This window comes from Schaalia odontolytica (assembly GCF_002847525.1).
GTDB classification, from domain to species: domain Bacteria; phylum Actinomycetota; class Actinomycetes; order Actinomycetales; family Actinomycetaceae; genus Pauljensenia; species Pauljensenia odontolytica_B.
Map to the genome: position 1 here is coordinate 47,732 of NZ_PKKM01000002.1, position 25,518 is coordinate 73,249.

Here is a 25,518-nt window from a genome sequence, read left to right on the forward strand (position 1 = left end):
GTCTGACAAATTAATGCAAGCGATATCACCCCCATCGCCCTCAGAAACCAGTCCGAACCGACCCAAACCGACATCGATTGACTCGAGATCCTCAGTAACGATGGATGCGATCAAGTCCTACATTTTGCGACATGGATTACATCCCGGTGATCGCCTCCCCACAGAATCGGCACTATGCGCCGACCTTGGCGTTTCGCGCTCCTCTGTGAGAGAAGCATTACGTCGCCTCCAGGCTCTCGACATCGTGACAGTCCGTCAGGGTTCGGGATCATACGTCGGCGAAATGTCGATGCAGCCGCTCGTCGAGACCCTCGTCTTGCGCGCCGCCCTCGATGAGATCAACGGCGCACAGTCCCTGCATGCAATCATCGACACGCGCCGGGCCCTCGACCTCGGGATCGCTGTCCCGCTCACCCGAGCCATGAAGGGCACGACGAACCCGCACCTGTGGGAGCTCGTCGAGGCGATGACCGAATACGCGCACTCGGGTTCGACCTACCTGGAGCCGGACATCGCGTTCCACTCCGGCCTTCTCGCCTACGTCGAGAACGAGCTGATGCATCAGCTCGTGGCCGCCATGTGGCTGGTCCACCAGAGCGTCACTCCCCAGCTGGCCGCAGCGTCGCGCCAGGAGATGGAAGACACCGCCGAGGCCCACGCGGCCATCCTGCGGGCGTGCGAAGCAGGAGACGTCGAGGCATACACCGCGGCAGTCGACGCGCACTACGCCCCACTCCTCGCGATCATCGAAGGTCGCTAGAGCACACAGAAAAACCCGGAGCGTTGTGGGGGCACGCGCACCGGGTTTTCTGTACCCATTTACAGGGAGAGCACGACCTCCCAGAGGCCGCGGTCACGCTCGAAGACCACCACTGCCTCGTCCCCAGCGGACATGAGATCGCTGTAGCCGAAGACCCCATCCCCGAATGAAGAGACGGCCTGGGAGCCAACTGGCCCCTCCCACGGTGGCGTCAGGCGAACAATCTCGCCACCGGCCCGCGCGTCGCGCCGACCGGGATGCACGAACAGATCGCCGACCGTGCGCGCATTGCAGCCCGGGTCGTCGAGCTCCCATAGGCACCCACCCTCCCAGGTGCACCCGTCTCCCCACGCGAGGTAGCGCGCACCCGAGCCTCGCCCTTCGAAGCCCTGCAGACGACAGTTCGCGACAAGGCGGCCATCCCACACGCTGAGCGTCGTCTCGTCAAGGAGCACACCCCCATCGCCAACAAGCGGGTCCGCCGCGCCGACAAGTCGGCCTGCGCGCGCATAGACGACGCGCACGTGCGTCGCATCCCCCACGCGCACGACGTAGGGCAGCGCGACTGCGCCGTCATGCGCGACCGTGCCGCCAGACGTCGCAAACAGCGCGTCGGCACCCGTGAGCTCATAGAGCTCGTCCGTCATGTCCACATAGGCGAGGTCATCAGGACCGCTCCCCCACGCCCACCAGGTGCGCAGTCGCTCACCATCCGCGCAAGAGTCCATGTAGCCCACGCGCCCATCCGTCGACGCGAACGCCAGATGCAGGAGGCCCTCACCGTCCACGCCGACACACGCATCCGAAGAGACGGGCGGGCCGCCGGCGGGAAGCGGGTGCGGCTCACCCCAGTGCCCATCGCCCTCGCGGAGCATCCAGAGGATCTGGTTCGGATTCGGCAGATCCGAGGCCATCGTCAGCCCGTTGAAGTCAGATCCCGTGCCCGAGGCCGGCGCAGGCCTCTCATCAAAGAACAGGACGGTGCGCTCGTCCGCGAGCGTCACGAGGCCGGGGATGCGCGCCTCGCCCGCGCCCGTCGGGGCGACAATGCAGCGAGGGGTGGGAATGTCAGTCATAGACACAGTCTAACGCATGTGGTTCAGCGCACATACAAAGAACCCCGGGGAACCAGAGTTCCTCGGGGCTTTGAGACGGAAGCCGTCAGCGGGTCTCGCGGTGCGCCGTCGACTTGTGGCAGCGCGGGCAGTACTTCGCCAGCTCGAGACGATCCGGCGTGTTACGACGGTTCTTCTTGGTGATGTAGTTGCGCTCCTTGCACTCCGAGCAGGCCAGAGTGATCTTGGGGCGAACGTCCTGGGACTTGCTTGCCACGGTTGTTTCCCTCGCTTAGTTTCGTCGCTCGCGCGACCTGTCGGATCAAAGAATTGGTAGCGGGGGCGGGGCTCGAACCCGCGACCTCACGATTATGAGTCGTGCGCTCTGACCAGCTGAGCTACCCCGCCGCCGGAAGCGGATAAATCCGCGACCGGAGCCCCGAAAGGGAATCGAACCCTTGACCTTCTCCTTACCATGGAGACGCTCTGCCTACTGAGCTATCGGGGCAACGCCGGAAAGCCTATCTCATCTCCGAGTGCCGAAGCAATCCCGGAGCCTGAGAATGACGTCACAGGCGTTACTCACTGGAACCAGCGAGTGGTGGCAGGTGAGGGATTCGAACCCCCGAAGCACGAAGCGTCTGATTTACAGTCAGATCCATTTGGCCGCTTTGGTAACCTGCCGTGCGCCGCTCTCGCGGTGCCGTGAAAGAATAGCATTAAAATGATCCTGAGCGCCAATCGGAACGACGATTGGCTAAATTCCAACGAAAGGTGCATCCATGGCAGACTCCTCCTTCGACGTTGTCTCCAAGCTCGACCGCCAGGAGGTCGACAACGCTGTCAACCAGACCGCCAAGGAGATCGCCAACCGCTACGACTTCCGCGGCGTCGACGCCGCCATCTCCCTCAGCGGCGACACAATCGCAATGGAAGCGAACTCCGCCTCCCGCGTCATGGCAATCCTCGACGTGCTGCAGTCCAAGCTGATTCGCCGCGGCCTGTCCCTCAAGGTCCTCGACTACAAGGACCGCGAGCCCAAGGCCTCGGGCAAGCTGTTCAAGCTCGCATGCCCGCTCAAGGAAGGCATCCCTCAGGACACCGCGAAGAAGATTTCGAAGCTCATCCGAGAGGAAGGCCCCAAGGGCGTCAAGGCGCAGATCCAGGGTGACGAACTTCGCGTTTCTTCGAAGTCCCGAGACGACCTGCAGGCCGTCATCGCTCTCCTCAAGGGCCCCAAGGGCGAGGAGCTGGACGTCGCACTCCAGTTCGTGAACTACCGCTGACCACAGCGATACTGCGGGGCGGGTGGCCGGTTGTCTCCGGCCACCCGCCCCCTCGTTCATTGGCCTAATAGCCCGCGATCTTCTCCAGTCGGGCGATCCGCTCGTCCATCGGAGGGTGGGTCGAGAACATGCGCATGAGAGACTCCCCACGGAAAGGGTTCGCGATCATCATCGCCGCGACGTTGCGCGTGCGCGGGGTGTCCTCCATCGGGCGCCGATCCGTCGTCATCTCGAGCTTACGCAGGGCCGAGGCCAGCGCGAGCGGATCCTGCGTGAGCATCGCACCGTCTTCGTCCGCATCGAATTCACGGGTGCGAGACAGCGAGAACTGTATGAGCATCGACGCGATCGGGGCCAGGAGACTCATGGCGAGCAGGCCAATGATGCCTACTCCCCCGCCGTCGCGACGGTTACCGCCACCAAAAAACAGCAGGCCGTGCGCGACCGTCGTAATCACGCCGCCCATGGCCGCGGCAACAGACGTCGTCAAGATGTCGCGATTGTAGACATGCATGAGCTCATGCCCGAGCACCCCACGCAGCTCACGTTCGTTAAGAATCGCCAGGATGCCCTCCGTGCAGCACACGGCCGCATTGTTCGGGTTACGACCCGTCGCAAACGCGTTCGGGGTGAGCGTGGGCGCCACCCAGATCGTCGGCATCGGCTGCTGCGCGCGATCCGACAGCTCGCGAACGATGGCGTAGAGCACGGGCTGTTCCGACTCGCTGACCTGATACGCGCCCATCGACCGCAGCGCAATCGTCGCTGAGTTCCAGTAGGAGTAGGCGGTTTGAAGGAGCCCGATGCCCGCAAACACGACAATCCACACCACACGGCCCGTGCCCGACGCGATGAGCGCACCAATAGCGAGCAGCAGCGCCCACATGCCGCCCAGCAGGAGGGTCGTCTTCAGACCGTTGTGATAGTTGCGGTGCACCATACAGGCGATCCTATGGGGGTTACCTGAGAAGCCCCTGGGAGCCAGCCGAAGCTCAGGTGGGAACCGATTGCCCACTCACGAATCAGAACGAGGCCGCGACCGGAAAACCCGGCCACGGCCTCGTCGAGGATGTCGGACGCGTCAGTTGCGGCGGCCCGGACCTGTGTAGTCATCGAAGCGCTCGGGCGCGGTCGGTACTCCCATTTCGCCCATGTCGCCGATGAGATCCGTTGCCTTCGGATCCACCTGCGCGCCACGCGAAATATCCGTCATGGCACGACGCGAGACGACCTTGATGCGCTCGCGCGTGCCGCGGCCGCCCGGCAGCTCGCCGTAGTCCTCGCCCAGAGCCTGCTCGTAGGCGTCCAGAAGCTCCCAGCCCTCCCACGTCGTGAACTCGACGCCACGGGACTCCAGGAGCGCCACCATGGCCTCGTGGCCCACCTCGGAGGTGTTCGCGTGCAGACGGCCCTCGGAGGCGTCCTCAACGAGGTGAGAGATCGTCTGCTGGGCGTCCGACTTCGTCGAGCCGATGAGGCCGACGGGGCCACGCTTGATCCAGCCGGTCGCATACACGCCCGGGATAACGGGGGCGGATTCGTCCTTCGTGGTGTCTCCCTCGATGACGCGACCCTCGACGTTCGGCACAACGCCCGCACGCTCATCGAAGGGCAGGCCCGGGATCGGCGAGGAGTAGTAGCCCACCGCGCGGTACACGGCCTGCACGGGCCACGTCGTGATGACGCCCGTGCCCGACACGCTGCCATCGCCATTCAGGGCGGTGCGCTCAGTGCGCAGAGCCTTCACGTGGCCATTCTCGTCCGCGACGATCTCGACCGGAGCCTGGAACAGGTGAATGTGGATGCGACGCGAGGCCGTGTGCTCCTCCGGGTCCGCCATCGCGTAGCTCGTCAGCGTCTTGACGACCTGACGCTGCTGGTTCGACGCGCGCAGCGCCTCCTCCGAGCCCTCGTCGAAGTCGAAGTCCTCTTCCGAAACGATGACGTCCACGTCCGGCACCTTGCCCAGCTCGCGCAGCTCCAGCGGGGTGAACTTCACCTGCGCGGGGCCGCGACGACCGAACACGTGCACATCGGTGATCGGGTTCTCAGCCAGGCCCTCGGCCACATTCGCCGGCACCTCGGTCTTGAGCATATCCTCGGCGTGCTTGGCCAGGACGCGAGCCACGTCCAGCGCCACGTTACCGACGCCGAGAACAGCAACCTCGCGGGCCTTCAGCGGCCACGTGCGCGGGTAATCCGGGTTGCCGTCATACCAGGACACGAAGTCGGCTGCACCGTAAGACTCGGGCAGGTCCACGCCCGGAATGTCGAGCGGGTGATCGCGGTCCGCGCCCGTCGCAATAATGATCGCGTCGTAGTGATCACGCAGGTCGTCGATCGTCACGTCGCGGCCAACTTCGACATTGCCGAGCAGGCGGATGTCACCACGCTGCAGGATCTTGTACAGCGCCACGATGATCTGCTTGATACGCGGGTGATCCGGCGCGACGCCGTAGCGCACGAGACCGTAGGGCGCGGGAAGACGCTCAAACAGGTCGATATTCACCTCGAGCCCCGACTTGGACAGGATGTCCGACGCGTAAATGCCAGCGGGACCAGCGCCAATGACGGCGACGTTGAGCGGTGCCAACCGATTTCTCCTTCTTCGTGACCGCGCGCGTGTACGCGCACCTGGGCACTAAGTCTAGCGCCCCGTTGCCAAGGGCAACCTTAGCTGAGACCCCTCACACACCTCAAGGGTGCACATACGACGAGGCCGGGGCCAGCCACGCGATGACGCGCAGCCGTGCCCCGGCCTCGTTGTCGACAATCAGACCAGGCGATCCACCATGAGGTTCGCGAACGCCTCGAGCGCGGTCTTCGCCTCACCCTTGGGCAGCGGTGCCAGCGCAGCGATCGCGTCGTTGGCCCACGTACGCGCAAGCTCGCGCGTCTCCTCGAGGACGTCGTGACTGCGCAGCTGCTCAACGACCGAGGCGAGGGCCTCGTCGGAGGACAGGTCCCCCGTCAGCTCGCGCAGGATGCGCGCGCCGGCCTCGTCAATCGTGCCGGCGGCCTCGCGGCGACGCAGGAGGAGGACGGGCAGCGTGTCGACGCCCTCGCGCAGATCGGTGCCGGGCGTCTTGCCCGACTGCTCGCCCGACGACGCCAAGTCGAGCACATCGTCGGCGATCTGGAAGGCGACGCCCACCTTTTCACCAAAGTCGCTGACCACGTCCGCCATGAGCTGGCCGGCGCCCGACAGCAGCGCACCGAAGGAAGCGGCGGTGGAGACGAGCGAACCCGTCTTGTCCGCCAGGACCTGCAAGTAGAAGTCAACGCGATCCGCGCCGTCCGTCGGACCGAAAGTCTCGTTGAGCTGGCCTTCACACAGGCGCTCGAACGTGCGCGCATGGTGGGCGACCATCTCGGGACCCAGGGAGGCAACCAGGAGCGACGCGCGGGCAAAGAGGATGTCGCCGGCGAGGATCGCGCGGTTGTTACCCCACAGGTGCTGAGCCGAGGGCACGCCGCGACGCGTCGGCGCGGAATCCATGACGTCATCGTGATACAGGGACGCCAGGTGCGTCAGCTCCACGGCCGTCGCCGCCGTGATGACCTGCTCGTCGAGCGCCCGCTCGGGGTCACCCAGCTGCGCGCACACGAGGGTGAGCAGCGGACGCATCCGTTTGCCGCCAGCGACAGCGAGGTGACGCGTCAGCTCGTCCGTCAGATCGCGGGACGAAGACACGGCGTCGAGGAGTCGACGCTCGACGACCTCGAGCCCCGGGGTAATACGGGACTCGAGGTCGGGAACATGAAGATCGGGTGTTTGAGCGCTCACGGAATCAGTATGACGATCTTTTCGAGCAGACTCAACACGGGACCGGGGAAGACGCCCAGGGCGAGCGTCCCAAGCGCGCACACGATGATCGCCAGAGCGGACAGGCCCTCCGACTTCACCACGACGGACTCCTCACCGGGCTCGGTGAAGAACATCAGGCGCACGAGGCGGAAGTAGTAGAACGCGGTGATCGCCGAGGCCACGAGGCCCACAATCGCGAGCCAGCCGATGCCGCCCTTGATCGCGTCGGAGAAAATCACGAACTTCCCAATGAAACCGCCCGTCAGCGGGATGCCCGCAAACGAGAGCAGGAAGACCAGCATCGCGCCCGCGATCCACGGGTTGGTGCGGCCGATACCCGCCCACTTACGCAGGCTCGTCGCCTCGCCCAGGACGTTGCCGTCCGCGTCGCGACCGCGCACGAGCGAGACCACCGCGAAGGCGCCGACCGTCGCCAGGCCGTAACCGAGCGTGTAGAACAACACATGGCCCGTGCCGCCCTTCTGGATCGCAAGGATACCCATGAGGATGAAGCCCGCGTGAGCGATCGACGAGTAGGCCAGCATGCGCTTGACGTCATCCTGCACGAGGCCGGCGAAGGTACCGACGAGGATCGTCAGGACCGCGACGGCCGCGAAGATGTACAGGAAGTCCCACTGCAGGTAGGCGGCGACGGCCTGGTAGAAGCGAGCCATCGCGGCAAACGCGGCGACCTTGACAGCCGCGGCCATGAAGCCCGTCACCGGGGTCGGGGCGCCCGTGTAGACGTCGGGCGTCCACGCGTGGAAGGGGGCGGCGCCCACCTTGAACAGCAGGCCGACCATCACGCAGAACACGCCGATGAGGACCATCCAGTCCATGGCGGTGTTCGTCGAGATTGCTTCGCCCAGCGCCGAGATGCGCAGCGAGTTGGAGAACCCGAAGAGGAACGCCGAGCCCATCAGCATGAAGCCCGAGGAGAACGCACCCAGCACGAAGTACTTGAGGGCGGCCTCGTAGGACAGCTGACGGCGACGACGCGCGGTCGCAGCCATGATGTACAGCGGCAGCGACATGACCTCGAGGGCCACGAAGAGCGTCACGAAGTTATCCGCAGCGGGGAAGATCATCATGCCGCCCAGCGAGAACAGGGTCAGCGGGAACATTTCGGAGCGCTGGTAGCCCTTACGCTCCGAGAGCTCCTCGGCGGCCGAGTCCGGGCGATCCGAGGGCTGACCGGCAAACGCACCGTCACCGACGGTCGTGCGGTCGGCCATCACGAGGACGGCGAGGAATCCGATGATGACGAGCACCGACTGGGCGCCAACCGTCAGGGGGTCCTCGATGTACTCCCCCAGCGAGGCCGGGGCGGCCACGACGGGCGCCCACCGCAGCGCGAGCATCACGCACGCACCGGCAGTCGCCAGAATCGACAGGCCGATCACGATGGGACGGCGCGCCTTGGCCGGGGCGAAGGCCTCGACGAGAATGCCGAGGACGGCACCGCCAAGCACGATGAGGATCGGCGCGAGGCTCAGCCACTGAACCTCGGGGGCCTGGAAGTTATCCATGGGTAGAACGTTCACTGTGCGCTCCCTTCAACGGCGGCCGGGACCTGCGAGTTGGTCAGGTCGAGGTCTGAAGCAACCGGGGTCAGGGCGCTCACGAGAGGCGCCGACCAGATACCAAGGATGAGCATCGCGGCCACGAGCGGTACCATGACGCCGCGTTCGCGCGCCCCGAGGTCCGCCAGCTCCTCCTTGCCCTTGCCCGGAGCGCCGGTGAAGACGCGCTGGTAGGGCATGAGCACGTAGAGGGCGGCGATGACGACACCCAGGACCGCGAAGAGCGCCAGCGGGGCGTTCACCGACCAGGTGCCCATCAGCACGAGGTACTCGGGGACGAAGCCGGACAGGCCGGGCAGCGCGATGGAGGCGAGGCCGGACATGAGCCACAGGCCCGCGAGAACCGGGGTCACGCGCTGCATGCCCACGTACTCACGCATGTCCTGCGTGCCACCGCGGCGCGACAGCCAGCCGGAAAGCAGGAACATCGCGGCGATCGAGACGCCGTGGGCGACCATGTAGAACATGGCGCCAACGAGGGCGATCTGCGAGCCGATGAAGATGCCCAGGACCATGAAGCCGAAGTGCGACACGGAGGTGTAGGACACGAGGCGCATAATGTCGTTCTGGCCGTTCGCCGACAGGCCACCCCACAGGATGGAGATGACGGCGAGCACGCACATGACCCACTTCGCGGACGCGGCCGCGCCAGGGGTGAGCTGCAGGCACAGGGCGATCATGCCGAAGGTGCCGATCTTGTCCAGGACGCCGACGAGCAGCACCGAGGTGCCGGGACGAGCGACGGCGGCCGTGTCAGGCAGCCACGTGTGCACCGGGACCATGGGAGCCTTGATAGCGAAGGCAACCATGAAGGTCACGAAGATGACCATCTGAATGACGAGCGGGGCGCTCGGCAGGATCTGGGCGAGCGTGTCAATGCGGAAGAACGTCGACACATCCTGCGCGGCGCGCGAGCCCATCGCCCACAGGTAGAGGATGCCACCGAGCATCACCAGGCCACCGAAGAGCGAGTACAGCAGGAACTTCATCGCGGCCTTGTGACGCGCGACCTCGTCACCGACGCCGTAGCGTCCGATCATGAGGTAGAGCGGCACGAGCATCGCCTCGAAGGCGAAGTAGAAGACCGTCAGATCGTAGGCCGCGAAGATGACGACCATGAATGCCTGGAGGGCCAAGACGAGCGCCGGGTAGGCGCCGCGGTCCGCGGCATCGTCCTCGTCCCAACCCGCAATCAGCACGAGCGGCACGAGGCCGATCGCCAGCAGGATCATGACGAGGCCCAGCGCGGTGACGCCGAGGGACCAGGTGATGCCGATCTGGGGAATCCACAGATGGGACTCGTACACCTGGTACGAGGCCGGGGCGGACCAGTCGAAGACGGAGGCGGCCACGTACACGCCGAGCGCGAGCTCGACGAGGGAGACCACCAGGGCGACGACGCGCCCGGCGGCGCGCCTCAGGGGCGGGACGAAGCCGAGGAGGGCCGCACCCGCGGCCGGAATGGCCACGAGGACGGACAGCCACGGGAAGTTAGCAGCAATCATTGCACTTTCCATTGTCGTGTACCCCTTACAGCCTGAATCCGAGGACGATGGCCAGGGCGAGGATGACGCCACCCAGGATGTAGGCGGCGTACGTGCGCACGAGGCCGTTCTGGGTGATGCCGACGATGCGTCCGAGCAGCTGCGAGCCGGCGCCGAGGCCGTTCAGCGCACCGTCGATGGCGCTCGCATCGCCGACGGTCGCGACGGTGACGAGGCCCTTGGCGGGCATCATGAACAGGGTCTCGTTGACGGTGTCCTGGTAGAGGTCGCGGCGTGCGGCCTCGGTCAGGGCGTTGCCTGCGGGGACGGAAGTGGGAACCTCGTCGCGCCCGTACTTCATCCACGCGAGAACCGCGCCGAGGATGACGAGGGCGAGGGTGGCTCCCTGAATGACGTACTCGTTGAGGACGGGGTCGCCGTGCATGACGTGCCCGATCGAGGGGACCAGCCACTCGGTGAAGGTGTTCCCCACGGAGAGGGCACCGCCGAGGGCGACCGCGCCGATGGCGAGGATGATCATCGGGATCGTCATGAGCGGTCCGGACTCGTGCGGGTGCACGGGCGCGCCCTCAGCCTCGGTGGTCCAGCGGGCCTTGCCGTGGAACGTCATGAAGAAGAGGCGCGACATGTAGAACGCGGTCACGCCCGCGCCGATCATCGCGACCGGGCCGTAAACCCAGCCGGCCCACAGAGCAATGTTGCCGCCGAAGCTGTCGGCACTGAAGGCGGCCTCGATGATCTTGTCCTTCGACCAGTAGCCGGAGAACGGCGGAACACCGAGGATGGCGAGCCAGCCCATCATGAACGTCAGCCACGTGACCTTCATGGCGCCGCGCAGGGCGCCGAAGCGACGCATGTTGACCTGGTCGCCCATGCCGTGCATGACGGAACCGGCACCCAGGAACATGAGGGCCTTGAAGAAGCCGTGGGTGAAGAGGTGGAAGATCGAGAATGCCCAGCCGATGGGACCCAGGCCCGCGCCCAGCATCATGTAGCCGATCTGGCTCATGGTGGAGGCCGCGAGGACCTTCTTCATGTCGTCCTTCGCGCAACCGACGATCGCACCGAAGAGGAGCGTGATCGCACCGATGATGGCGACGGCGGTCGCGGCAACGGGGGCGGCGATGAAGACGTCGCCGGAACGGACGATCAGGTAGACGCCGGCGGTGACCATCGTGGCCGCGTGGATGAGCGCGGAGACGGGGGTCGGGCCGGCCATGGCGTCGCCGAGCCACGCCTGCAGCGGGAACTGAGCGGACTTACCGCAGGCGGCAACCAGCAGGAAGATACCGATGACGGTCGCCGACGCCGTGGGGATCGACTCGACCTGGGTAGAGACGACGGAGAAGGACACCGAGTGGAAGGAGGCGACCATCGCCATCATGGCGATCAGCATGCCCATGTCGCCGACACGGTTCATGACGAACGCCTTCTTGGCGGCGACCGCGTAGGCGGGCACGTGGTTCCAGAAGCCGATCAGCAGGTAGGACGCCAGGCCCACGCCTTCCCAACCGGCGAACAGGCCGGCGTAGGAGTCCGCGAGGACCAGGGTCAGCATCGCCGCGATGAAGAAGTTCAGGTAGGCGAAGAAGCGGCGGCGGGCCGCATCGTGCTCCATGTAGGCGATCGCGTACACGTGGATGAGTGAACCGACGAAGGTCACCAGGATGACGAACGTGATCGACAGCGGGTCCACGAGGAGACCGAAATCGACGGTGAAGTCACCGGCGGGGATCCAGGTGAACAGCGTCTGGCCGAAGCGGCGCGCATCCACGGGCGCGTTCCACATCTGGGCGGCGATGAGCGCGCCGACCACGAAGGTGGACCAGGACGCGAGGGTCGCCAGCAGGTGGCCCCACTTGTCCGAGGCGCGGCCCAGCAGCAGGAGCAGGCCCGCGCTGGCCAGCGGGATGAGGATGAGCAGCCACGCGTAGGCGGCGACTCCGGTGGCGGCGACCGTACCGGGGACGCCGGTAGCCTGTGTGGAAATGAAGGTGGTCATGAGTTACGTCCTCCCTCAGTTCTTCAGCAGGTTGAGATCGTCCATGCTCGTGGTCGAGCGGGAACGATAGATGGACACGATGATCGACAGGCCGACGACGACTTCGGCAGCCGCGACGACCATGACGAAGAACGCCATGATCTCGCCGTCAACGTTGGAGTTAATGCGCGAGAACGTCACGAGGACAAGGTTCGCGGCGTTGAGCATCATTTCGACGCCCATGAGCGCGATGACCGCGCTGCGGCGCACGAGGACCGTGGTCGCACCGATGGCGAACAGCACACCCGCAAGGATGAGGTACCAGGCGAGGCTCACTTGCTCTCCTCCTTCTTCTCAGTCGGGGTGGTGGTGCGCGCCTTGCGAGCCCGGGGCTGGGCCAGACCGGTGGGCGCGTCCGCGCCGGGCATGCCGAAGGCGCCGGAGCGGGGGACGTCGGGCGTGCGCCCGATAGTGTAGGGCGACTCGTCGAGCTCGGAGGCCTCGACCTCTGCCGTGCGCGCGAGTGCGAGCTGCTCGGAGACCTCGGGGGTGACCTCGCCGATCGTGCGGGCGAGGCCGCGCACGCGCAGGACTCGAGGCACCGACTCCTCGACCGGGCCGAGGGTCTCGCCGGAGATGGCGGGCACGTCAGCCGCGTTCGACTGGGCGTAGACACCGGGGGCGGGCAGCTGGCCGATGCGGGCGCCCTTCTCGGCGAACGCGCGCATCTTGTTGCGAGCCGTCTCGAACTGGTCGGCCTTCGGAGTGAGGCGATCAGAGTGGGTCAGCAGCATCGCGCCAACGGCGGCGGTGATCAGCAGGCCACCGGCGAGCTCCATGCTCAGCCAGTGCTGCTGGAACAGCGTGATCGCCAGGTCGGTGATCGGCTGGTTGGAGTAGGGGTCAACCTCGACGGGCTTGTGCGGAGCGGGCACGGACTTCAGGATCGCCGTCGTGACGATGACGATCAGGCCGAGGCCGCCGAGCACCGCCGCGACGATCGCGCCGCGGCTCTGGCGGGCGTAGTCGTCGGAGGTGCCGATGCCGATCAGCATGATGACGAAGAGGAAGAGCATCATGATCGCGCCGGTGTACACGACGATCTGCGCGACACCCAGGAAGGGGGCGCTGTTCGCAATGTACAGGACCGCCAGGCCGAGCATGACGCCGACCATGCAGATGACCGAGTGCGCGGCCTTCTTAAAGAAGAGGACACCCAGAGCGCAGGCGACCATGACAATGGCCGTGCATGCGAAGAGGATGATCTCCCCCGTTGACCCCATCATGGGCCAACCATTGGACAGGTTCATCAGTGTGCCTCCTCGGCGACTCGTACCGTCTTGAGGGAGGGGTCGTCGGGGCGGCGGCTCGCCACCCAGTCAACCTGGGCGGCGGTGGGGCCGGTGACTTCCCCGCGGTAGTAGTCGATGTCGTTCTTACCCTCGACCATGGGGTGGGGCGCTGCGAGCATGCCGTCTGCGAGGGGGACCAGGAGGTCTTCCTTCTCGTAGATGTCATCCTCGCGGGTGTACTTGGCGATTTCGAAGTCGTTCGTCATCGTCAGGGCGCGCGTGGGGCACGCCTCGATGCACATGCCGCAGAAGATGCAGCGCAGGTAGTTGATCTGGTAGACGCGGCCGTAACGCTCGCCCGCCGAGAACTGCTCCTCAGGGGTGTTGGACGCGGCCTCGACGAAGATCGCGTCAGCGGGGCACGCCCAGGCGCACAGCTCGCAGCCGACGCACTTTTCCAGGCCATCGTCGTAGCGGTTGAGCTGGTGACGACCGTGGAAGCGAGGCATGACGCGCGCGGGTTCGCGCGGGTACTGCTCGGTGACGGTGGGCCGGAAGAAGGAAGCCATGGTGACTCCGTAGCCGGCCATGGGCGCGACGAACTGGGCGAACGCACCCTTGGGGTCATGCTCGAAGAGCATTTCCTCGTCGGTGGTCTTCTCACTCATCGGTGGACTCCTTCGGGCTGTCGATTGCCGGGGCCGGGGCAAGCTCGCCCTCGATGGTGGCGAGGCCTCGCGGCGAGGCAACGGGGGTCTGTCCGGGCAGCGGCGGAACGGGGAAGCCGTCCTCGAAGCCGGTGTATTCGCGCTCGGAGGCGGGGATTTCCTCGGGCTCGGACTTGTCGGTGACCCAAATGATCGCCAGGGCGATCAGGAAGAGGACGCCGACGCCACCGAAGAGGACGTGGTTGGGCAGCTGCACGAACTGGGTGATGCCGCGCACGAGGGCGACGAGCACGAGCCAGCCCAGGGCGATGGGCATGAGGCGCTTCCAACCGAGGTTCATGAACTGGTCGTAGCGGAAGCGCAGCAGCGTGGCGCGCGTCCAGATCATCAGGAACATGAAGAACCAGATCTTGAGGAAGAACCACAGCAGGCCCCACCAGCCGGAGTTGAGGAACTCAACGTGGGAGAGCGGCCACGGCGCGTGCCAGCCGCCGAAGAACATCGTGGTCGCCACGGCCGAGACGTTGAGCATGTTGACGTACTCGGACAGGTAGTACCAGCCGAACTTCATCGACGAGTACTCGGTCATGTGGCCGGCGACGATCTCGCCTTCGGCCTCGGGGAGGTCGAAGGGAAGACGGTTGACTTCACCGACGGCGCTGATGCAGTAGATGACGAATGCCGGGAACAGGGTGAATGCCCACCAGAACTGCCCCTGGGCTGCGACGATCTGCGAGGTGGACATGGTGCCCGACATGAGGAACACGCTCACGAGGGACAGGCCCATGGCCAGTTCGTAGGAGATGACCTGCGCGGAGGAACGCACGGCGCCGTACAGCGGCAGGGTCGAGCGAGTCGACCAGCCACCCAGGACGATGCCGTACAGCCCCAGCGACGCGATCGCGAGGATGTACAGGGAGGCGACGGGCATGTCGGCCAGCTGCATCGGCGTGGAGTGGCCGAAGATCTTCACGTTCGGGCCCATCGGGATGACCGCGTAGACGCTGAACGCTGCGAACGCGGCGATCGCGGGGGCCAGGAAGTACAGGAACCTCTCGGCCCGACGTGTCCACATGTCCTCCTTGAAGAGGAGCTTGCCGGCGTCCGCGAACGCCTGGAACAGGCCGAGGGGACCCGCCACGTTCGGACCGGGACGCGTCTGCATGCGGCCCAGGCCTCGGCGCTCGACCCACAGGGCCAGGAGCACGTTGGCAATCAGGAAGACGATGATGAACACGGCCTTGATGAGGCTGAGCCACCAGGTTTCCTGGCTGAAGTCCGCGGCGGTGTACTCCGGGACTGCGAAGGGTGCGAGTGTCATCGTGCCACCTCCTGCGTGGCGCGCAGGGTCGCGACGGCGCCGGCACCGCCGAGGTTTTCGTGAATAACGGAGCCGGTCGAGCACTCGGGCACCCACGCGACGGAGTCGGGCAGGTCCGCGATGGCGGCCGGGAGGGTGATCGTGCCACGCTCAGTCTCGAGCGTCGCGTCGGCACCGGGGGTAATGCCCGCGGCGGCCAGCGTCGCGGCCGAGGCCAGGAGGACGGGGCGGCGGGCCGAACCGGCCAGCCACGGTGCGCCATCCTGGAGACGACCGGCGTCGATCATCGGCTTGTGTGAAGCCAGAACGACCTCGCCCTTGCCGGCGGAGGCGGGAGCCTGCGCGGGCACCGGGGCGAACTCCTGCGGGGCGCCGTCCCACTCCATGAGGGGGTTGACTTCCTCGTAGAGGTCGGCCAGGGCGGTGATCCCCAGATCGTCGTCAAACTCTTCGGTGAGGCGCACGAGCACGTCGCGGTCCGTGAGGGACGTCGCCGAGCGGGCCTGGCCGAAGGGACGCAGGCGGCCTTCCCAGTTGATGTAGGTGCCGTTCTTCTCGACCGCGGGAGCGACCGGCAGGACGACGTCCGCGCGGTCCGTGATCTCCGAGGCGCGAACCTCGAGGGACACGAGGAAGGGAACCTCGTCGAGGGCCTCGCGCACGGCGGCGGGCTCGTCGAAGTCACGGACATCCACGCCGCCGACGACCAGAGCCTGGAGCTCACCGGAGGCGGCAGCCTCGATCATCTGCTCGGCGTCGAGGCCGCGGGCGGGCAGCTCGCCCCAACCCAGGGACTGTGCCCCAGCCTCGTCGAGGCCGCGGCCGAAGGGAAGCAGACCCGGAAGGAGGCCGGCCTCGATGGCGGCGCGGTCACCGGCGCGGCGCGGGACCCACGCGAGGCGGGCACCCGTGCGCTCGGCCAGAGCGACGACGGCGGAGAGCAGGCCGGGGGTCTGCGCGGCGCGCTCGCCCACGAGGACGATGCCGCCGGAGAGGGCCTCAGCCAGGTCTGCGTAGGCGCCGCCAGCGGCGATCGCGTCGACAACGCTCGGCTCGACGCCGGGGGCCGCGTGCAGGACCTGTGCCTTCAGCTTGCGCGAACCCGCCGAGGTGAAGGGCGCGATGGTGGCGACCTTCAGGCCCGACTTACGGGTGGCCTTACGCAGGCGCAGGAACATGGCACCGCACTCGTCCTCGGGCTCGAGGGCAACCAGCAGCACCTGACCCGCGCTCTCCAGATCCGCATACGTGGTCTCGAGGCCGGAGCCCGCCACGTGAGAGGCCAGGAAGGAGCGCTCTTCCTCGCTGGAACGACGCGAACGGAAGTCGATCGAGTCGGAACCAACGACGGTGCGCGCGAACTTCGACCAGGCCCAGGCGTCCTCGAAGGTCAGGTGACCGCCGGGCAGGAAGCCCACGGACGACCCGGCCTTTTCGAGGCCCTCACGGACGCGATCAAGCGCGTCGGACCAGGAGGTGGGAACCAGCTCGCCGTCCTCACGCACGAGCGGGTAGGTCAGGCGATCAACCTTGTCCCACTCGAAGGCGAAGCGGTCTTTGTCGGTGATCCACTCTTCGTTGACCTCGGGGTCGTTGCCGCTCATGCGACGCACGACCTCGCCGCGGCGCACGTCCTGACGGATCGCGGAACCCGACGCGTCGTGCTCGGTCACGGCCGCCGTCGACACGAGGTCGAAGGGACGCGCGCGGAAGCGGTAGGACGCGGCGGTCAGGGCGCCGACCGGGCAGATCTGGATGATGTTGCCCGAGAAGTAGGACGCGAAGGCGCGGCCCGACACGTCGCGCTCGGCGACGGAGAGCTCACCCTCGTTGATCGAGCCGACGATCGCGTCCGTGCCGTACGGGGACGACAGGGACGAGGTCGAGGCCTCCTTGGCCTTCGGGTCGAAGAAGTCGAGCGTGGTCGAGTCGAAGCCGCCGACCTGCTCGCCCATGAAGTAGTGGTGCTCCGTGGGGGCGGTGCCGCCGCCACGACCCTGCAGGTCCATGAACACGTCGCCCGAGATCTCCTTGCCGAAGCGCACGCAGCGCTGGCACAGGATGCAGCGCTCGCGATCCAGCAGGATCTGCGAGGTCAGGCGCAGCGGCTTCTTGAACGTGCGCTTGGCGTCGGTGAAGCGGGACTTGCCGCGGCCCTCCGTGAGTGCCTGGTTCTGCAGGGGGCACTCGCCGCCCTTGTCGCAGACCGGGCAGTCGAGCGGGTGGTTGATGAGCAGGAACTCCATGACGCCGCGCTGGGCGCGGTCGACAACCTCGGAGGTGTGCTGGGTCTTGACGACCATGCCCGGGGTGACGGTCTGCGCACACGAAGGCTGGGGCTTGGGCATGAAGCGCAGCTCGCCCGTGTTGCGGTCGGGCATGCCGACCTCCACGAGGCACTGGCGGCATGCGGCCACCGGGGCCAGCAGCGGGTGGTCACAGAAACGCGGGATCCGGATGCCGGCCTGCTCGGCCGCGCGGATCACGAGCGTGCCCTGGGGGACAGAAATCTGAACGTCGTCGATGGTGACGTCGATCATGTTGGGTGCGTCGCTCATCGGCCACCTCCTCGCGCGTAGTTAGCGGACGCCTCGTAGGGGAAAAGCTCGCGGGCGGGCGTGGTGAGGCCCGCCTCGAACTCGTCGCGGAAGCGCTTGATGCCCGACATGATCGGGGTTGCTGCGGCGTCGCCGAGCGGGCAGAAGCTACGGCCCGCGATGTTGTGTGCGATCTCGTCGAGCAGGTCGACGTCGCCGGGGCGCCCCTCGCCTCGCTCGAGACGCAGCATGATTTGCTTCATCCAGTAGGTGCCTTCGCGACAGGGCGTGCACTTACCGCAGGACTCGTGCTGGTAGAACTCGGACCATCGGGTGATGACGCGGACCACCGAGACGGTCTCGTCGAACACCTGCAGGGCTCGCGTACCCAGCATCGAACCGGCCGCACCCACGGACTCGTAGTCGAGGGGGGTGTCCAGCTCGTCTTCGGTGAAGATCGGGGTGGAGGAGCCGCCGGGGGTCCAGAACTTCAGCTCGTGGCCGTCACGGATGCCGCCCGCCATCTCGATGAGCTCGCGCATCGTGATGCCGAAGGGGGCCTCGAACTGGCCGGGGTTGTTCACGTGACCCGACACGGAGAAGATGCCGTGGCCCTTGGACTTTTCGGTGCCCATCGAGGCGAACCACTCGGGCGAGTTGCGGAAGATACCCGCCACCTGAGCAATGGTCTCGACGTTGTTGACGACCGTGGGACGGGCGTACAGACCGGCGACCGCGGGGAACGGGGGCTTGAGGCGCGGGTGGCCTCGACGTCCCTCGAGGGAGTCCAGCAGAGCCGTCTCCTCACCGCAGATGTAGGCGCCGGCGCCCGCGTGAGCGGTGATGCGCAGGTCGCCGAGCACACCGGCCTCGGTCGCCTCGCGCACGGCCTCCAGCAGGCGGCGGTACACGTGGGTGACCTCGCCGCGCAGGTAGACGAACGCGTGGTCGCAGCCAATGGCTCGCGACGTGATCGCGATGCCCTCAATGAGGACGTGCGGGTTGCCCATGATGAGCGGGATGTCCTTGCAGGTGCCCGGCTCCGACTCGTCGGCGTTCACCACGAGGTAGCGGGGGCCTCCGTCGGCCGGGGGCAGGAAGGACCACTTGAGGCCGGACGGGAAGCCTGCGCCACCACGGCCTCGCAGACCGGAGTCCTTGACGGCCTGCACGATGTCAGCGGGCTCCATGGTGCGGGCCTTTTCGAGGCCCTGGTAGCCTCCGCGGCTCCGGTAGGAGTCCAGCGTCCAGGAACGCTCCTCTCCCCACCCGTTGGTGAGGATCGGGGTCAGCGGTCCGGGTGCAACGTATGCGGTGCTCACTTCGCCTCTTCTCCCTTCGTGTCAGTGGCCTCGTCGGCGACCTCGACGGCAACCGGCTCAGTCCAGCCGTTCGCCGCGGCGATCTCGCGGCCCAGCAGGGTGGCGCGGCCCGCGGAGGGGCCTTCGTTCTCGTGGCCGTCCAGGAAGCCGGCGAGGACGCGCTCGTTCTCCTTGAACGTGGGGGCCACGATGGGGCCACGCGTCGGGTGGATATCGCGGCCGGCCTGGATGTCATCGATCATCGCCAGCGCTGACTCGGGGCTCTGATTGTCAAAGAATTCCCAGTTGACCATGACGACGGGCGCATAGTCACACGCCGCATTGCACTCGATGCGCTCGAGCGTGATCTTGCCGTCTTCGCTGGTCTCGTCGCTTCCGACCCCGACCTTCTCGGAGACCTTTTCCCAGATCTCGTCGCCGCCCATGACGGCGCACAGCGCGTTCGTGCACACGCCCACCAGGTACTCACCGGTGGGGTGACGCTTGTACTGCGTATAGAAGGTCGCGACGGCGCTGATCTCTGCGCGGGGCAGGTCCAGCGTGGCCGCGATGAAGTCGATGCCGTCCGGGCTGACGTAGCCGTCGACGGACTGGATCAGGTGCAGCATCGGCAGCAGCGCGGAGCGCGAGTGACCGTCCGGGTAGCGGGCGATGATCTGCGCGGCATCCGCCTGCAGGCGTGCCAGGGTGTCGGGTGTGTAGCTCATCGGTCAACGCCTCCGAGAACGGGGTCGATAGCGGCCAGTGCGACGACCACGTCGGCCAGCTGGCCGCCTTCGGTCATCATGGCCAGCGCTTGCAGGTTGGCGTAGGAGGGGTCGCGGAAGTGCGCGCGGAACGGGCGCGTGCCACCGTCGGAGACGAGGTGAACGCCCAGGATGCCCTTCGCGTGCTCGACGGTCTGGTAGACCTGGCCGGCGGGCACGTGGAAGCCCTCCGTGACGAGCTTGAAGTGGTGGATGAGGGACTCCATGGACTCCCCCATGATTTCGCGGACGTGCTCGGCCGAGTTGCCCTGGCCGTCGGTGCCGACCGCCAGGCGCGCGGGCCAGGCGATTTCTGGGTCGGCGACCATGGTGGGCGCGCCCTCGCACTGGTCCAGCTTGGCGAGAACCTGCCAGATGATGCGCATCGACTCGTAGCACTCGTCGAAACGGACCATCGTACGGTTGTAGACGTCAGACTTGTCGCGGGTGGGAACGTCGAATTCGAAGTTCTCGTAGCCGCAGTAGGGCTGGCTCTTGCGCAGGTCCAGGGGCAGGCCGGCGGCGCGGACGCCGGGGCCGGTGGTGCCAAGGGCCATGAGGCCGCTCAGCGGCATGACGGCCACGTCGCACAGGCGCTTCTTGAAGATCGGGTTCTCCACGAGGATGTCCTGGAGCTCGCCGATGTCCTTGCGGGCGCGGCGCAGGCGGTCGCGGATGTAGTCCGAGGTGCCTTCGCCGATGTCCTGGACGACGCCGCCGGGGCGGATGTACTCGTGGTTCATGCGCAGGCCGGTAATGCGCTCGAAGATGCGCAGGATTTCCTCGCGGGCGCGGAAGCCGATCGTCATGATCGTCGTGGCACCCATCTCGTTACCGGTCGAGCCGATGGCGACCAGGTGCGAGGCGATGCGGCACAGCTCCATCATGAGGATGCGGATGAGGGACGCGCGCTCGGGGATGTCCTCTTCAATGCCGAGGAGCTTCTCGACGCCGAGGCAGTACGCGGCCTCCTGGAAGAAGGGGGCGACGTAGTCCATGCGCGTGCAGTATGCGACGCCCTGGGCCCACGTGCGGTACTCCATGTTCTTCTCGATGCCGGTGTGCAGGTAACCGGTATCGACGCGGGTCTCGCGGACCTTCTCGCCGTCGAGCTCGAGGATCAGACGCAGAACGCCGTGGGTCGCGGGGTGAACCGGGCCCAGGTTGACGACGATGCGCTCGGAGGTGATGGCCTCGATCTCGTGCAGGACGTCGTCCCAGTCGCCGCCCTGGGTGAGGACCTCGGGGATGTCCTCGATGGGCAGGTCGGTCGCGCCAGCGGGCGCGTGGAAGGCGGTGGTCATCAGTTCACACTCCTACGAACGTCGGGGGAAGCGTTGACGGCGCCCTTGAATTCGACGGGGATGCCGCCCAGCGGGTAGTCCTTGCGCTGGGGGTGTCCGACCCAGTCGTCGGGCATCGCGGTGCGCGTGAGCGAGGGGTGCCCGGTGAAGACGATGCCGATGAGGTCCCAGGTCTCGCGCTCCTGCCAGTCGTTTCCGGGGTAGACGGAGACGATGGAGGGGATGCGGGGGTCCTCGTCGGGGCACGTGACCTCGAGGCGGATCATGCGGTTGTGCGTGATCGAGTACAGGGGGTAGATGGCGTGCAGCTCGCGGCCCTTATCCAGGGGGTAGTGCGCGCCGTTGGTACCCAGGCACATTTCGAAGCGCAGGTCCGCGTCGTCACGCAGGTACTTGGCGACGCGCGCGATGTGCTCGCGGGCGATGAAGATGCCGAGCTGTCCGCGGTCGACGGTCACCTTTTCGATAACGTCGGCGACGTCAAGGCCATCGGCGGCGATGAGCTCTTCGAGGACGTCAACGACCTGGTCGAACCATCCGCCGTAGGGGCGGGAGGCCTCGCCGGGCAGGAAGGAGTCGGAGACCAGTCCGGAGAAGCCGGAGGTGGAGGAGTCGGTGCCCGCGCCGAAGAGGCCCTCGCGGTGCGCGATGGGCTCGGGGAGGGCGAAACCGCGCTGCGACGAGGCCTGGGTGACCTCGGCGGACGCGTTGTCCTCGGGGATGGAAAGGTCGCTCATGCGAGGAGTCCCTTCATCTGGTGGGTGGGGGTCGCCTCGAGGGCGGCCTGCTCGGCGCGGCGCGCAATCTCGCGGCGGTGGACGCCGAGGGGTTCCTTGCCGATCTGCTCACGCAGGACGAGGACCGCGTGGATGAGGGCCTCGGGGCGGGGCGGGCAGCCGGGCAGGTAGACGTCGACGGGGACGATGTGGTCGCAGCCCTGGACGACGGCGTAGTTGTTGAACACGCCGCCCGAGGACGCGCACGCACCCATGGAGATGACCCACTTGGGTTCGGGCATCGAGTCGTAGACGCGGCGGATAATGGGCGCCATCTTGTGCGAGACACGGCCCGACACGATCATCATGTCGGCGTGACGCGGCGAGGCGCGGAAGACCTCGAGGCCGAAGCGCGACATATCGAAACGGGGGGTGCCGGCGGCCATCATCTCGATGGCGCAGCACGCCAGACCCATGGTGACGGGCCACTGGCTGTACTTGCGTGCTAGCCCGAGGACTTTTTCGACGCTGGTGAGCGCGATACCCGCGGGCAAGGATTCTTCAAGTCCCACTTGTCTTTTCCTTACTTATATCTCAGTAGTCCAGGCCGCCGCGTCGCCATTCGTAGGCGTAGGGGACGCAGAGGGTGACCAGGAAGCTCATCATGACGACCAGTCCGAACAGGCCCAGCTGGTTGAAGCTGACGGCCCACGGGTACATGAACACAACTTCGATGTCGAAGATGATGAACGTCATGGCGACCAGGTAGTAGCGCACCGGGAAGCGACCCTCGGTGAGGTGAGCGCTGGTCGGCTGGATACCGCACTCGTAGTTGTCGGCCTTGGTCTTGGACTTCTTGGTGGGGCCCAGGATCGCGGAGGCACCCAGGCCTCCGAAGGCTAGTACGAGGGCAGCTGCCGACATGATGAGCAGCGGCACGTAGGGATTCGTCATCGTTCCTCCCGGTTATCGGTGGTGGTGGTCATGCGGGGCGCACCACCTTGGTCAGCATTGTGATGAGTTGGTCGTCGAAGTCGCCCCCGGTCCTCTCGTACCCGTCCGACAGGAGTTTGTGGACGAGCGTCATGAGGCGCGGAATGGGCAGCCCGACGTTCGTGCAGGTGCGCATGATCGTCGGGTTTTCGATGAGCGCGACGAAGATGCGGCCCAGCTGGTAGTAGCCGCCGTATTCGTCGCGAAGCATGTGGGGGTATTCGCTCATGGCGCGGTCGATGCCGGCGCGGTGGGAGCGGGACAGGGCCTGCGCGATGCACGAGGCCGCGTAGCGTCCGGCCTTCATGGCCGGGGCGATGCCTTCGCCGTTGTAGGGGGAGACCATGCCGCCGGCGTCACCGACGAGGACGAGGCCCTGAACGTAGTGAGGCTTGCGGTTGAAGCTCATGGGCAGGGCGGCGGAGCGGAGCTGACCGATCTGGTTCTCGGGGGTGAAGCCCCATTCCTCGGGCAGGTTCGCGGTCCAGGTCTTGAAGACCTCGCGGTAGGGCAGGTTGGTGGCGCCGGCGCGCGAGGCGACGGAGCCGAGCCCAACGTTGACGATGCCGTCGCCCATGGGGAAGATCCAGCCGTAGCCGGGCAGCAGGTCGGAGGCGCCGGGGGTGCCGCTCCACAGTTCGAGGTGGGATTCCATCCATTCCTCGTCGCCGCGGGGGCTGTGGAAGTAGGCGCGTGCGGCCACGCCCATGGGGCGGTTCATCTTCTTTTCGAGGCCGAGGCTGGTGGCCAGTCGGGCGGCCACTCCCCCGGCGTCGACGGTGATGGAGGCGCGGACCTCGAAGGTGGTGGCGTTCTTGCCGCGCCCGCTCTTGGCTTGCACGCCGACGACGCGGCCGGAGCCATCCTGGATGGCGCCGACGACGGTGACGCCCTCGTAGAGGCGGGCGCCGGCCTCGACGGCGCGCTGCGCGAGCGCGTGGTCGAGGTCCATGCGGGCGCGGGTCATGCCGTAGCCGGGCAGGGACTTCTGGTCGGGCCAATCCATGTGGACGGTGTGGCCGCCGCCGATGACGGTCAGGCCGCGGTTTCGCATCCAGCCGGCGGTGTCCACGCCCATGGCGATGAGCTCGTGGACGGCGGCCGGGGTGAGCCCATCACCGCAGATTTTGTCGCGCGGGAACGGGTTTTTCTCGAGGAGGACGACATCGAGGCCTGCTCTGGCCAGGTGGTAGGCGGTGGAGGACCCGCCAGGGCCTGCGCCGACGACGACAACGTCAGCGCTCATGTCGCTAGGCATGGTGGATGCCACGGCATTCCTCCGTCATGTGGTGCGCGGGTGCATCCGCGCGAGTGTGCAAGGTGGATGAAGTGTGCACATCACTTCATTCCGCAAACAACCCTAGCTAGGTCACCCTCACCTCGGCGACCGAGCGCACTTTTTCCCGCCGTTTCAACGAACGAGGCCTGGGCTAGGCTCGCCCATAGCACCCATTTGCGCAACAAAGCGTTGTCGTAAATAGTGGCCCCGGCCTCGTCGCGCCGGGCGTCACGCACACCGAGACGAGCCCGCGCAACACCCTCACGCAATTCGATACGATGACCCGCGTCGAGACGACCAGCGTTGACGCCGAGTACCCACTCATCCGGCGCAAGACACGCGCGATACACCTCAGCACACGACCATTGAAGGGGAGCACGCATGGGCTCAGAAGAACAGACTCATACCCGCAAACGACGCGCCTTGATCGCCGTCGCGTCGGCAGCCGTCCTCACCCTCACGATCACAGGTACGGCCTGCGGCTCGCACCAGCCCAGCGCAGATAGCCAGGCACAGTCCACACAATCCTCCCCACAATCCTCCTCGGACCAGACGCAGACCCAGGAATCCGGCGACTCCACAGCCGCGCCGACGCCGACGGAGGCGATGCCGACCACCCCCGCCTGCGAGGACGGTTCCCCCACGCCGCTCGGTACGTGCCTATATCCCGCATCGGTCCAGTGGCTCCCCGACCTCCTGCCCGACCCGCGCGAGGTGGACCGCACCGATCCCGAGCAGGTCGCCATCGCCTACACCATCACGCGTAACACGTGGGATGCATCGCGCGATAAATCCAACGCCTATGCATTCATCCGCGCGAGCGTGTACGAAGTACCGGAACGAGCGAGCAGCCACACGAAGACGCCCGACCTGGAGCACGGTCAGGGTGAATTCCTGCCGCTCCTGGCCAACCGCGCCCACACGACCGTCACCATCACGGGCAGCAACAACCATGGGCAGCAGCCGAACACTGACCCGACGCGCTGGTACGGAAACGTCTACTACTTGCGCAACTACTCGGACGACTCGTTGGAGCCCGTGAAGGGGCGCGAAGTCGTCTTCCTGCGAATGCAGGACGATGGAACGTGGGCGGTCGTCGACAGCGGACCGTACTAAACGAGCCAGCGCACGCACTCCATTGACGAGGCCGGGACCCCACCGAGGGACCCGGCCTCGCACATACTCAATCGACACGCCCCACAATAGGTTTGTCAAACAATCACTTACTGGCAGAGTTTTCCGCAATGTTGCAGTCACTATGCACAACATGGTTCACTTGACAGCTGTGGAGTCCTAGCTCGCACGTCACTGCACCGTCGCACACGCAGACTCCACGCGTCGCGCCCACGCCGCACCTGTCCC

23 protein-coding genes and 3 tRNA genes are annotated in these 25,518 nt (G+C 66.4%); 3 read left to right on the forward strand and 23 right to left on the reverse strand.

Annotated features, from left to right (window positions below; translation table 11 throughout):
* Positions 1 to 100 precede the first annotated feature (100 nt).
* On the forward strand, positions 101 to 760 hold the full coding sequence (locus CYJ22_RS01390) for a FadR/GntR family transcriptional regulator (protein ID WP_101600523.1): 660 nt from the start codon (positions 101 to 103) through the stop codon (positions 758 to 760).
* A 59-nt stretch (positions 761 to 819) separates the two neighbouring features.
* Here the strand turns inward: CYJ22_RS01390 and CYJ22_RS01395 are convergent, their stop codons facing one another.
* The 5 genes from CYJ22_RS01395 to CYJ22_RS01415 form a co-directional block, all read right to left on the reverse strand.
* Positions 820 to 1,836 (reverse strand): sialidase family protein, encoded by a 1,017-nt coding sequence (locus CYJ22_RS01395; RefSeq protein WP_101600526.1) that lies wholly within the window; start codon positions 1,834 to 1,836, stop codon positions 820 to 822.
* 85 nt (positions 1,837 to 1,921) lie between these two features.
* On the reverse strand, positions 1,922 to 2,092 hold the full coding sequence (gene rpmG, locus CYJ22_RS01400) for a 50S ribosomal protein L33 (protein ID WP_003792256.1): 171 nt from the start codon (positions 2,090 to 2,092) through the stop codon (positions 1,922 to 1,924).
* Positions 2,093 to 2,146: 54 nt separating this feature from the next.
* Positions 2,147 to 2,223 (reverse strand) — tRNA-Met (locus CYJ22_RS01405).
* Positions 2,224 to 2,250: 27 nt separating this feature from the next.
* Positions 2,251 to 2,323, reverse strand: a tRNA-Thr gene (locus tag CYJ22_RS01410).
* A gap of 91 nt (positions 2,324 to 2,414) precedes the next feature.
* Positions 2,415 to 2,499 (reverse strand) — tRNA-Tyr (locus CYJ22_RS01415).
* 98 nt (positions 2,500 to 2,597) lie between these two features.
* Between CYJ22_RS01415 and CYJ22_RS01420 the strand changes: the two genes are divergently transcribed.
* Complete coding sequence (locus tag CYJ22_RS01420) at positions 2,598 to 3,101, forward strand: YajQ family cyclic di-GMP-binding protein (RefSeq protein WP_007587567.1); 504 nt, start codon at positions 2,598 to 2,600, stop codon at positions 3,099 to 3,101.
* A 64-nt stretch (positions 3,102 to 3,165) separates the two neighbouring features.
* Here the strand turns inward: CYJ22_RS01420 and htpX are convergent, their stop codons facing one another.
* From htpX to CYJ22_RS01510, 18 genes are all read right to left on the reverse strand, one after another.
* The gene (htpX, locus tag CYJ22_RS01425; RefSeq protein WP_101600528.1) at positions 3,166 to 4,041 is read right to left on the reverse strand and encodes a zinc metalloprotease HtpX; all 876 of its coding nucleotides are present in this window, start codon (positions 4,039 to 4,041) and stop codon (positions 3,166 to 3,168) included.
* A 141-nt stretch (positions 4,042 to 4,182) separates the two neighbouring features.
* Entirely contained in the window at positions 4,183 to 5,694 is a 1,512-nt protein-coding gene (locus tag CYJ22_RS01430) for an FAD-dependent oxidoreductase (RefSeq protein ID WP_101600530.1), read from the reverse strand.
* Between the two features lie 180 nt (positions 5,695 to 5,874).
* Positions 5,875 to 6,888, reverse strand: a complete 1,014-nt coding sequence (locus CYJ22_RS01435) for a polyprenyl synthetase family protein (protein WP_007587623.1) — start codon at positions 6,886 to 6,888, stop codon at positions 5,875 to 5,877.
* Complete coding sequence (gene nuoN, locus CYJ22_RS01440; protein ID WP_165782113.1) at positions 6,885 to 8,438, reverse strand: NADH-quinone oxidoreductase subunit NuoN; 1,554 nt, start codon at positions 8,436 to 8,438, stop codon at positions 6,885 to 6,887. Before nuoN ends, CYJ22_RS01435 begins: the two co-directional genes overlap by 4 nt.
* A gap of 11 nt (positions 8,439 to 8,449) precedes the next feature.
* Entirely contained in the window at positions 8,450 to 9,997 is a 1,548-nt protein-coding gene (locus tag CYJ22_RS01445) for a complex I subunit 4 family protein (RefSeq protein ID WP_101600535.1), read from the reverse strand.
* 25 nt (positions 9,998 to 10,022) lie between these two features.
* Positions 10,023 to 11,999, reverse strand: coding sequence for an NADH-quinone oxidoreductase subunit L (gene nuoL / locus CYJ22_RS01450; RefSeq protein ID WP_101600537.1), 1,977 nt, complete (start codon positions 11,997 to 11,999; stop codon positions 10,023 to 10,025).
* 15 nt (positions 12,000 to 12,014) lie between these two features.
* Positions 12,015 to 12,314 (reverse strand): NADH-quinone oxidoreductase subunit NuoK, encoded by a 300-nt coding sequence (nuoK, locus tag CYJ22_RS01455; protein WP_007587627.1) that lies wholly within the window; start codon positions 12,312 to 12,314, stop codon positions 12,015 to 12,017.
* Positions 12,311 to 13,288, reverse strand: a complete 978-nt coding sequence (locus tag CYJ22_RS01460; protein ID WP_101600540.1) for an NADH-quinone oxidoreductase subunit J — start codon at positions 13,286 to 13,288, stop codon at positions 12,311 to 12,313. The genes nuoK and CYJ22_RS01460 overlap by 4 nt, the downstream gene beginning before the upstream one ends.
* The gene (gene nuoI, locus CYJ22_RS01465) at positions 13,288 to 13,938 is read right to left on the reverse strand and encodes an NADH-quinone oxidoreductase subunit NuoI (protein WP_007587616.1); all 651 of its coding nucleotides are present in this window, start codon (positions 13,936 to 13,938) and stop codon (positions 13,288 to 13,290) included. The genes CYJ22_RS01460 and nuoI overlap by 1 nt, the downstream gene beginning before the upstream one ends.
* Entirely contained in the window at positions 13,931 to 15,259 is a 1,329-nt protein-coding gene (nuoH, locus tag CYJ22_RS01470) for an NADH-quinone oxidoreductase subunit NuoH (RefSeq protein ID WP_101600542.1), read from the reverse strand. Before nuoH ends, nuoI begins: the two co-directional genes overlap by 8 nt.
* On the reverse strand, positions 15,256 to 17,817 hold the full coding sequence (locus CYJ22_RS01475; protein ID WP_101600544.1) for an NADH-quinone oxidoreductase subunit G: 2,562 nt from the start codon (positions 17,815 to 17,817) through the stop codon (positions 15,256 to 15,258). Before CYJ22_RS01475 ends, nuoH begins: the two co-directional genes overlap by 4 nt.
* The gene (gene nuoF / locus CYJ22_RS01480; protein WP_007588155.1) at positions 17,814 to 19,118 is read right to left on the reverse strand and encodes an NADH-quinone oxidoreductase subunit NuoF; all 1,305 of its coding nucleotides are present in this window, start codon (positions 19,116 to 19,118) and stop codon (positions 17,814 to 17,816) included. Before nuoF ends, CYJ22_RS01475 begins: the two co-directional genes overlap by 4 nt.
* Entirely contained in the window at positions 19,115 to 19,825 is a 711-nt protein-coding gene (gene nuoE / locus CYJ22_RS01485) for an NADH-quinone oxidoreductase subunit NuoE (RefSeq protein ID WP_007588159.1), read from the reverse strand. Before nuoE ends, nuoF begins: the two co-directional genes overlap by 4 nt.
* Positions 19,822 to 21,168, reverse strand: a complete 1,347-nt coding sequence (locus CYJ22_RS01490; protein WP_101600546.1) for an NADH-quinone oxidoreductase subunit D — start codon at positions 21,166 to 21,168, stop codon at positions 19,822 to 19,824. The genes nuoE and CYJ22_RS01490 overlap by 4 nt, the downstream gene beginning before the upstream one ends.
* Positions 21,168 to 21,905 carry an NADH-quinone oxidoreductase subunit C gene (locus CYJ22_RS01495; protein WP_101600548.1) on the reverse strand — a complete coding sequence of 246 codons (738 nt, stop codon included), beginning with the start codon at positions 21,903 to 21,905 and terminating at the stop codon, positions 21,168 to 21,170. Before CYJ22_RS01495 ends, CYJ22_RS01490 begins: the two co-directional genes overlap by 1 nt.
* Entirely contained in the window at positions 21,902 to 22,456 is a 555-nt protein-coding gene (locus CYJ22_RS01500) for an NADH-quinone oxidoreductase subunit B (RefSeq protein WP_007588157.1), read from the reverse strand. The genes CYJ22_RS01495 and CYJ22_RS01500 overlap by 4 nt, the downstream gene beginning before the upstream one ends.
* 22 nt (positions 22,457 to 22,478) lie before the next feature.
* Positions 22,479 to 22,838, reverse strand: coding sequence for an NADH-quinone oxidoreductase subunit A (locus tag CYJ22_RS01505; protein WP_007588160.1), 360 nt, complete (start codon positions 22,836 to 22,838; stop codon positions 22,479 to 22,481).
* A gap of 28 nt (positions 22,839 to 22,866) precedes the next feature.
* Positions 22,867 to 24,135 carry a geranylgeranyl reductase family protein gene (locus tag CYJ22_RS01510; protein WP_196792940.1) on the reverse strand — a complete coding sequence of 423 codons (1,269 nt, stop codon included), beginning with the start codon at positions 24,133 to 24,135 and terminating at the stop codon, positions 22,867 to 22,869.
* Positions 24,136 to 24,537: 402 nt separating this feature from the next.
* Here CYJ22_RS01510 and CYJ22_RS01520 point away from each other — a divergent pair, with 402 nt between their 5' ends.
* Positions 24,538 to 25,272, forward strand: a complete 735-nt coding sequence (locus tag CYJ22_RS01520; RefSeq protein ID WP_007588162.1) for a hypothetical protein — start codon at positions 24,538 to 24,540, stop codon at positions 25,270 to 25,272.
* Positions 25,273 to 25,518: the final 246 nt, after the last annotated feature.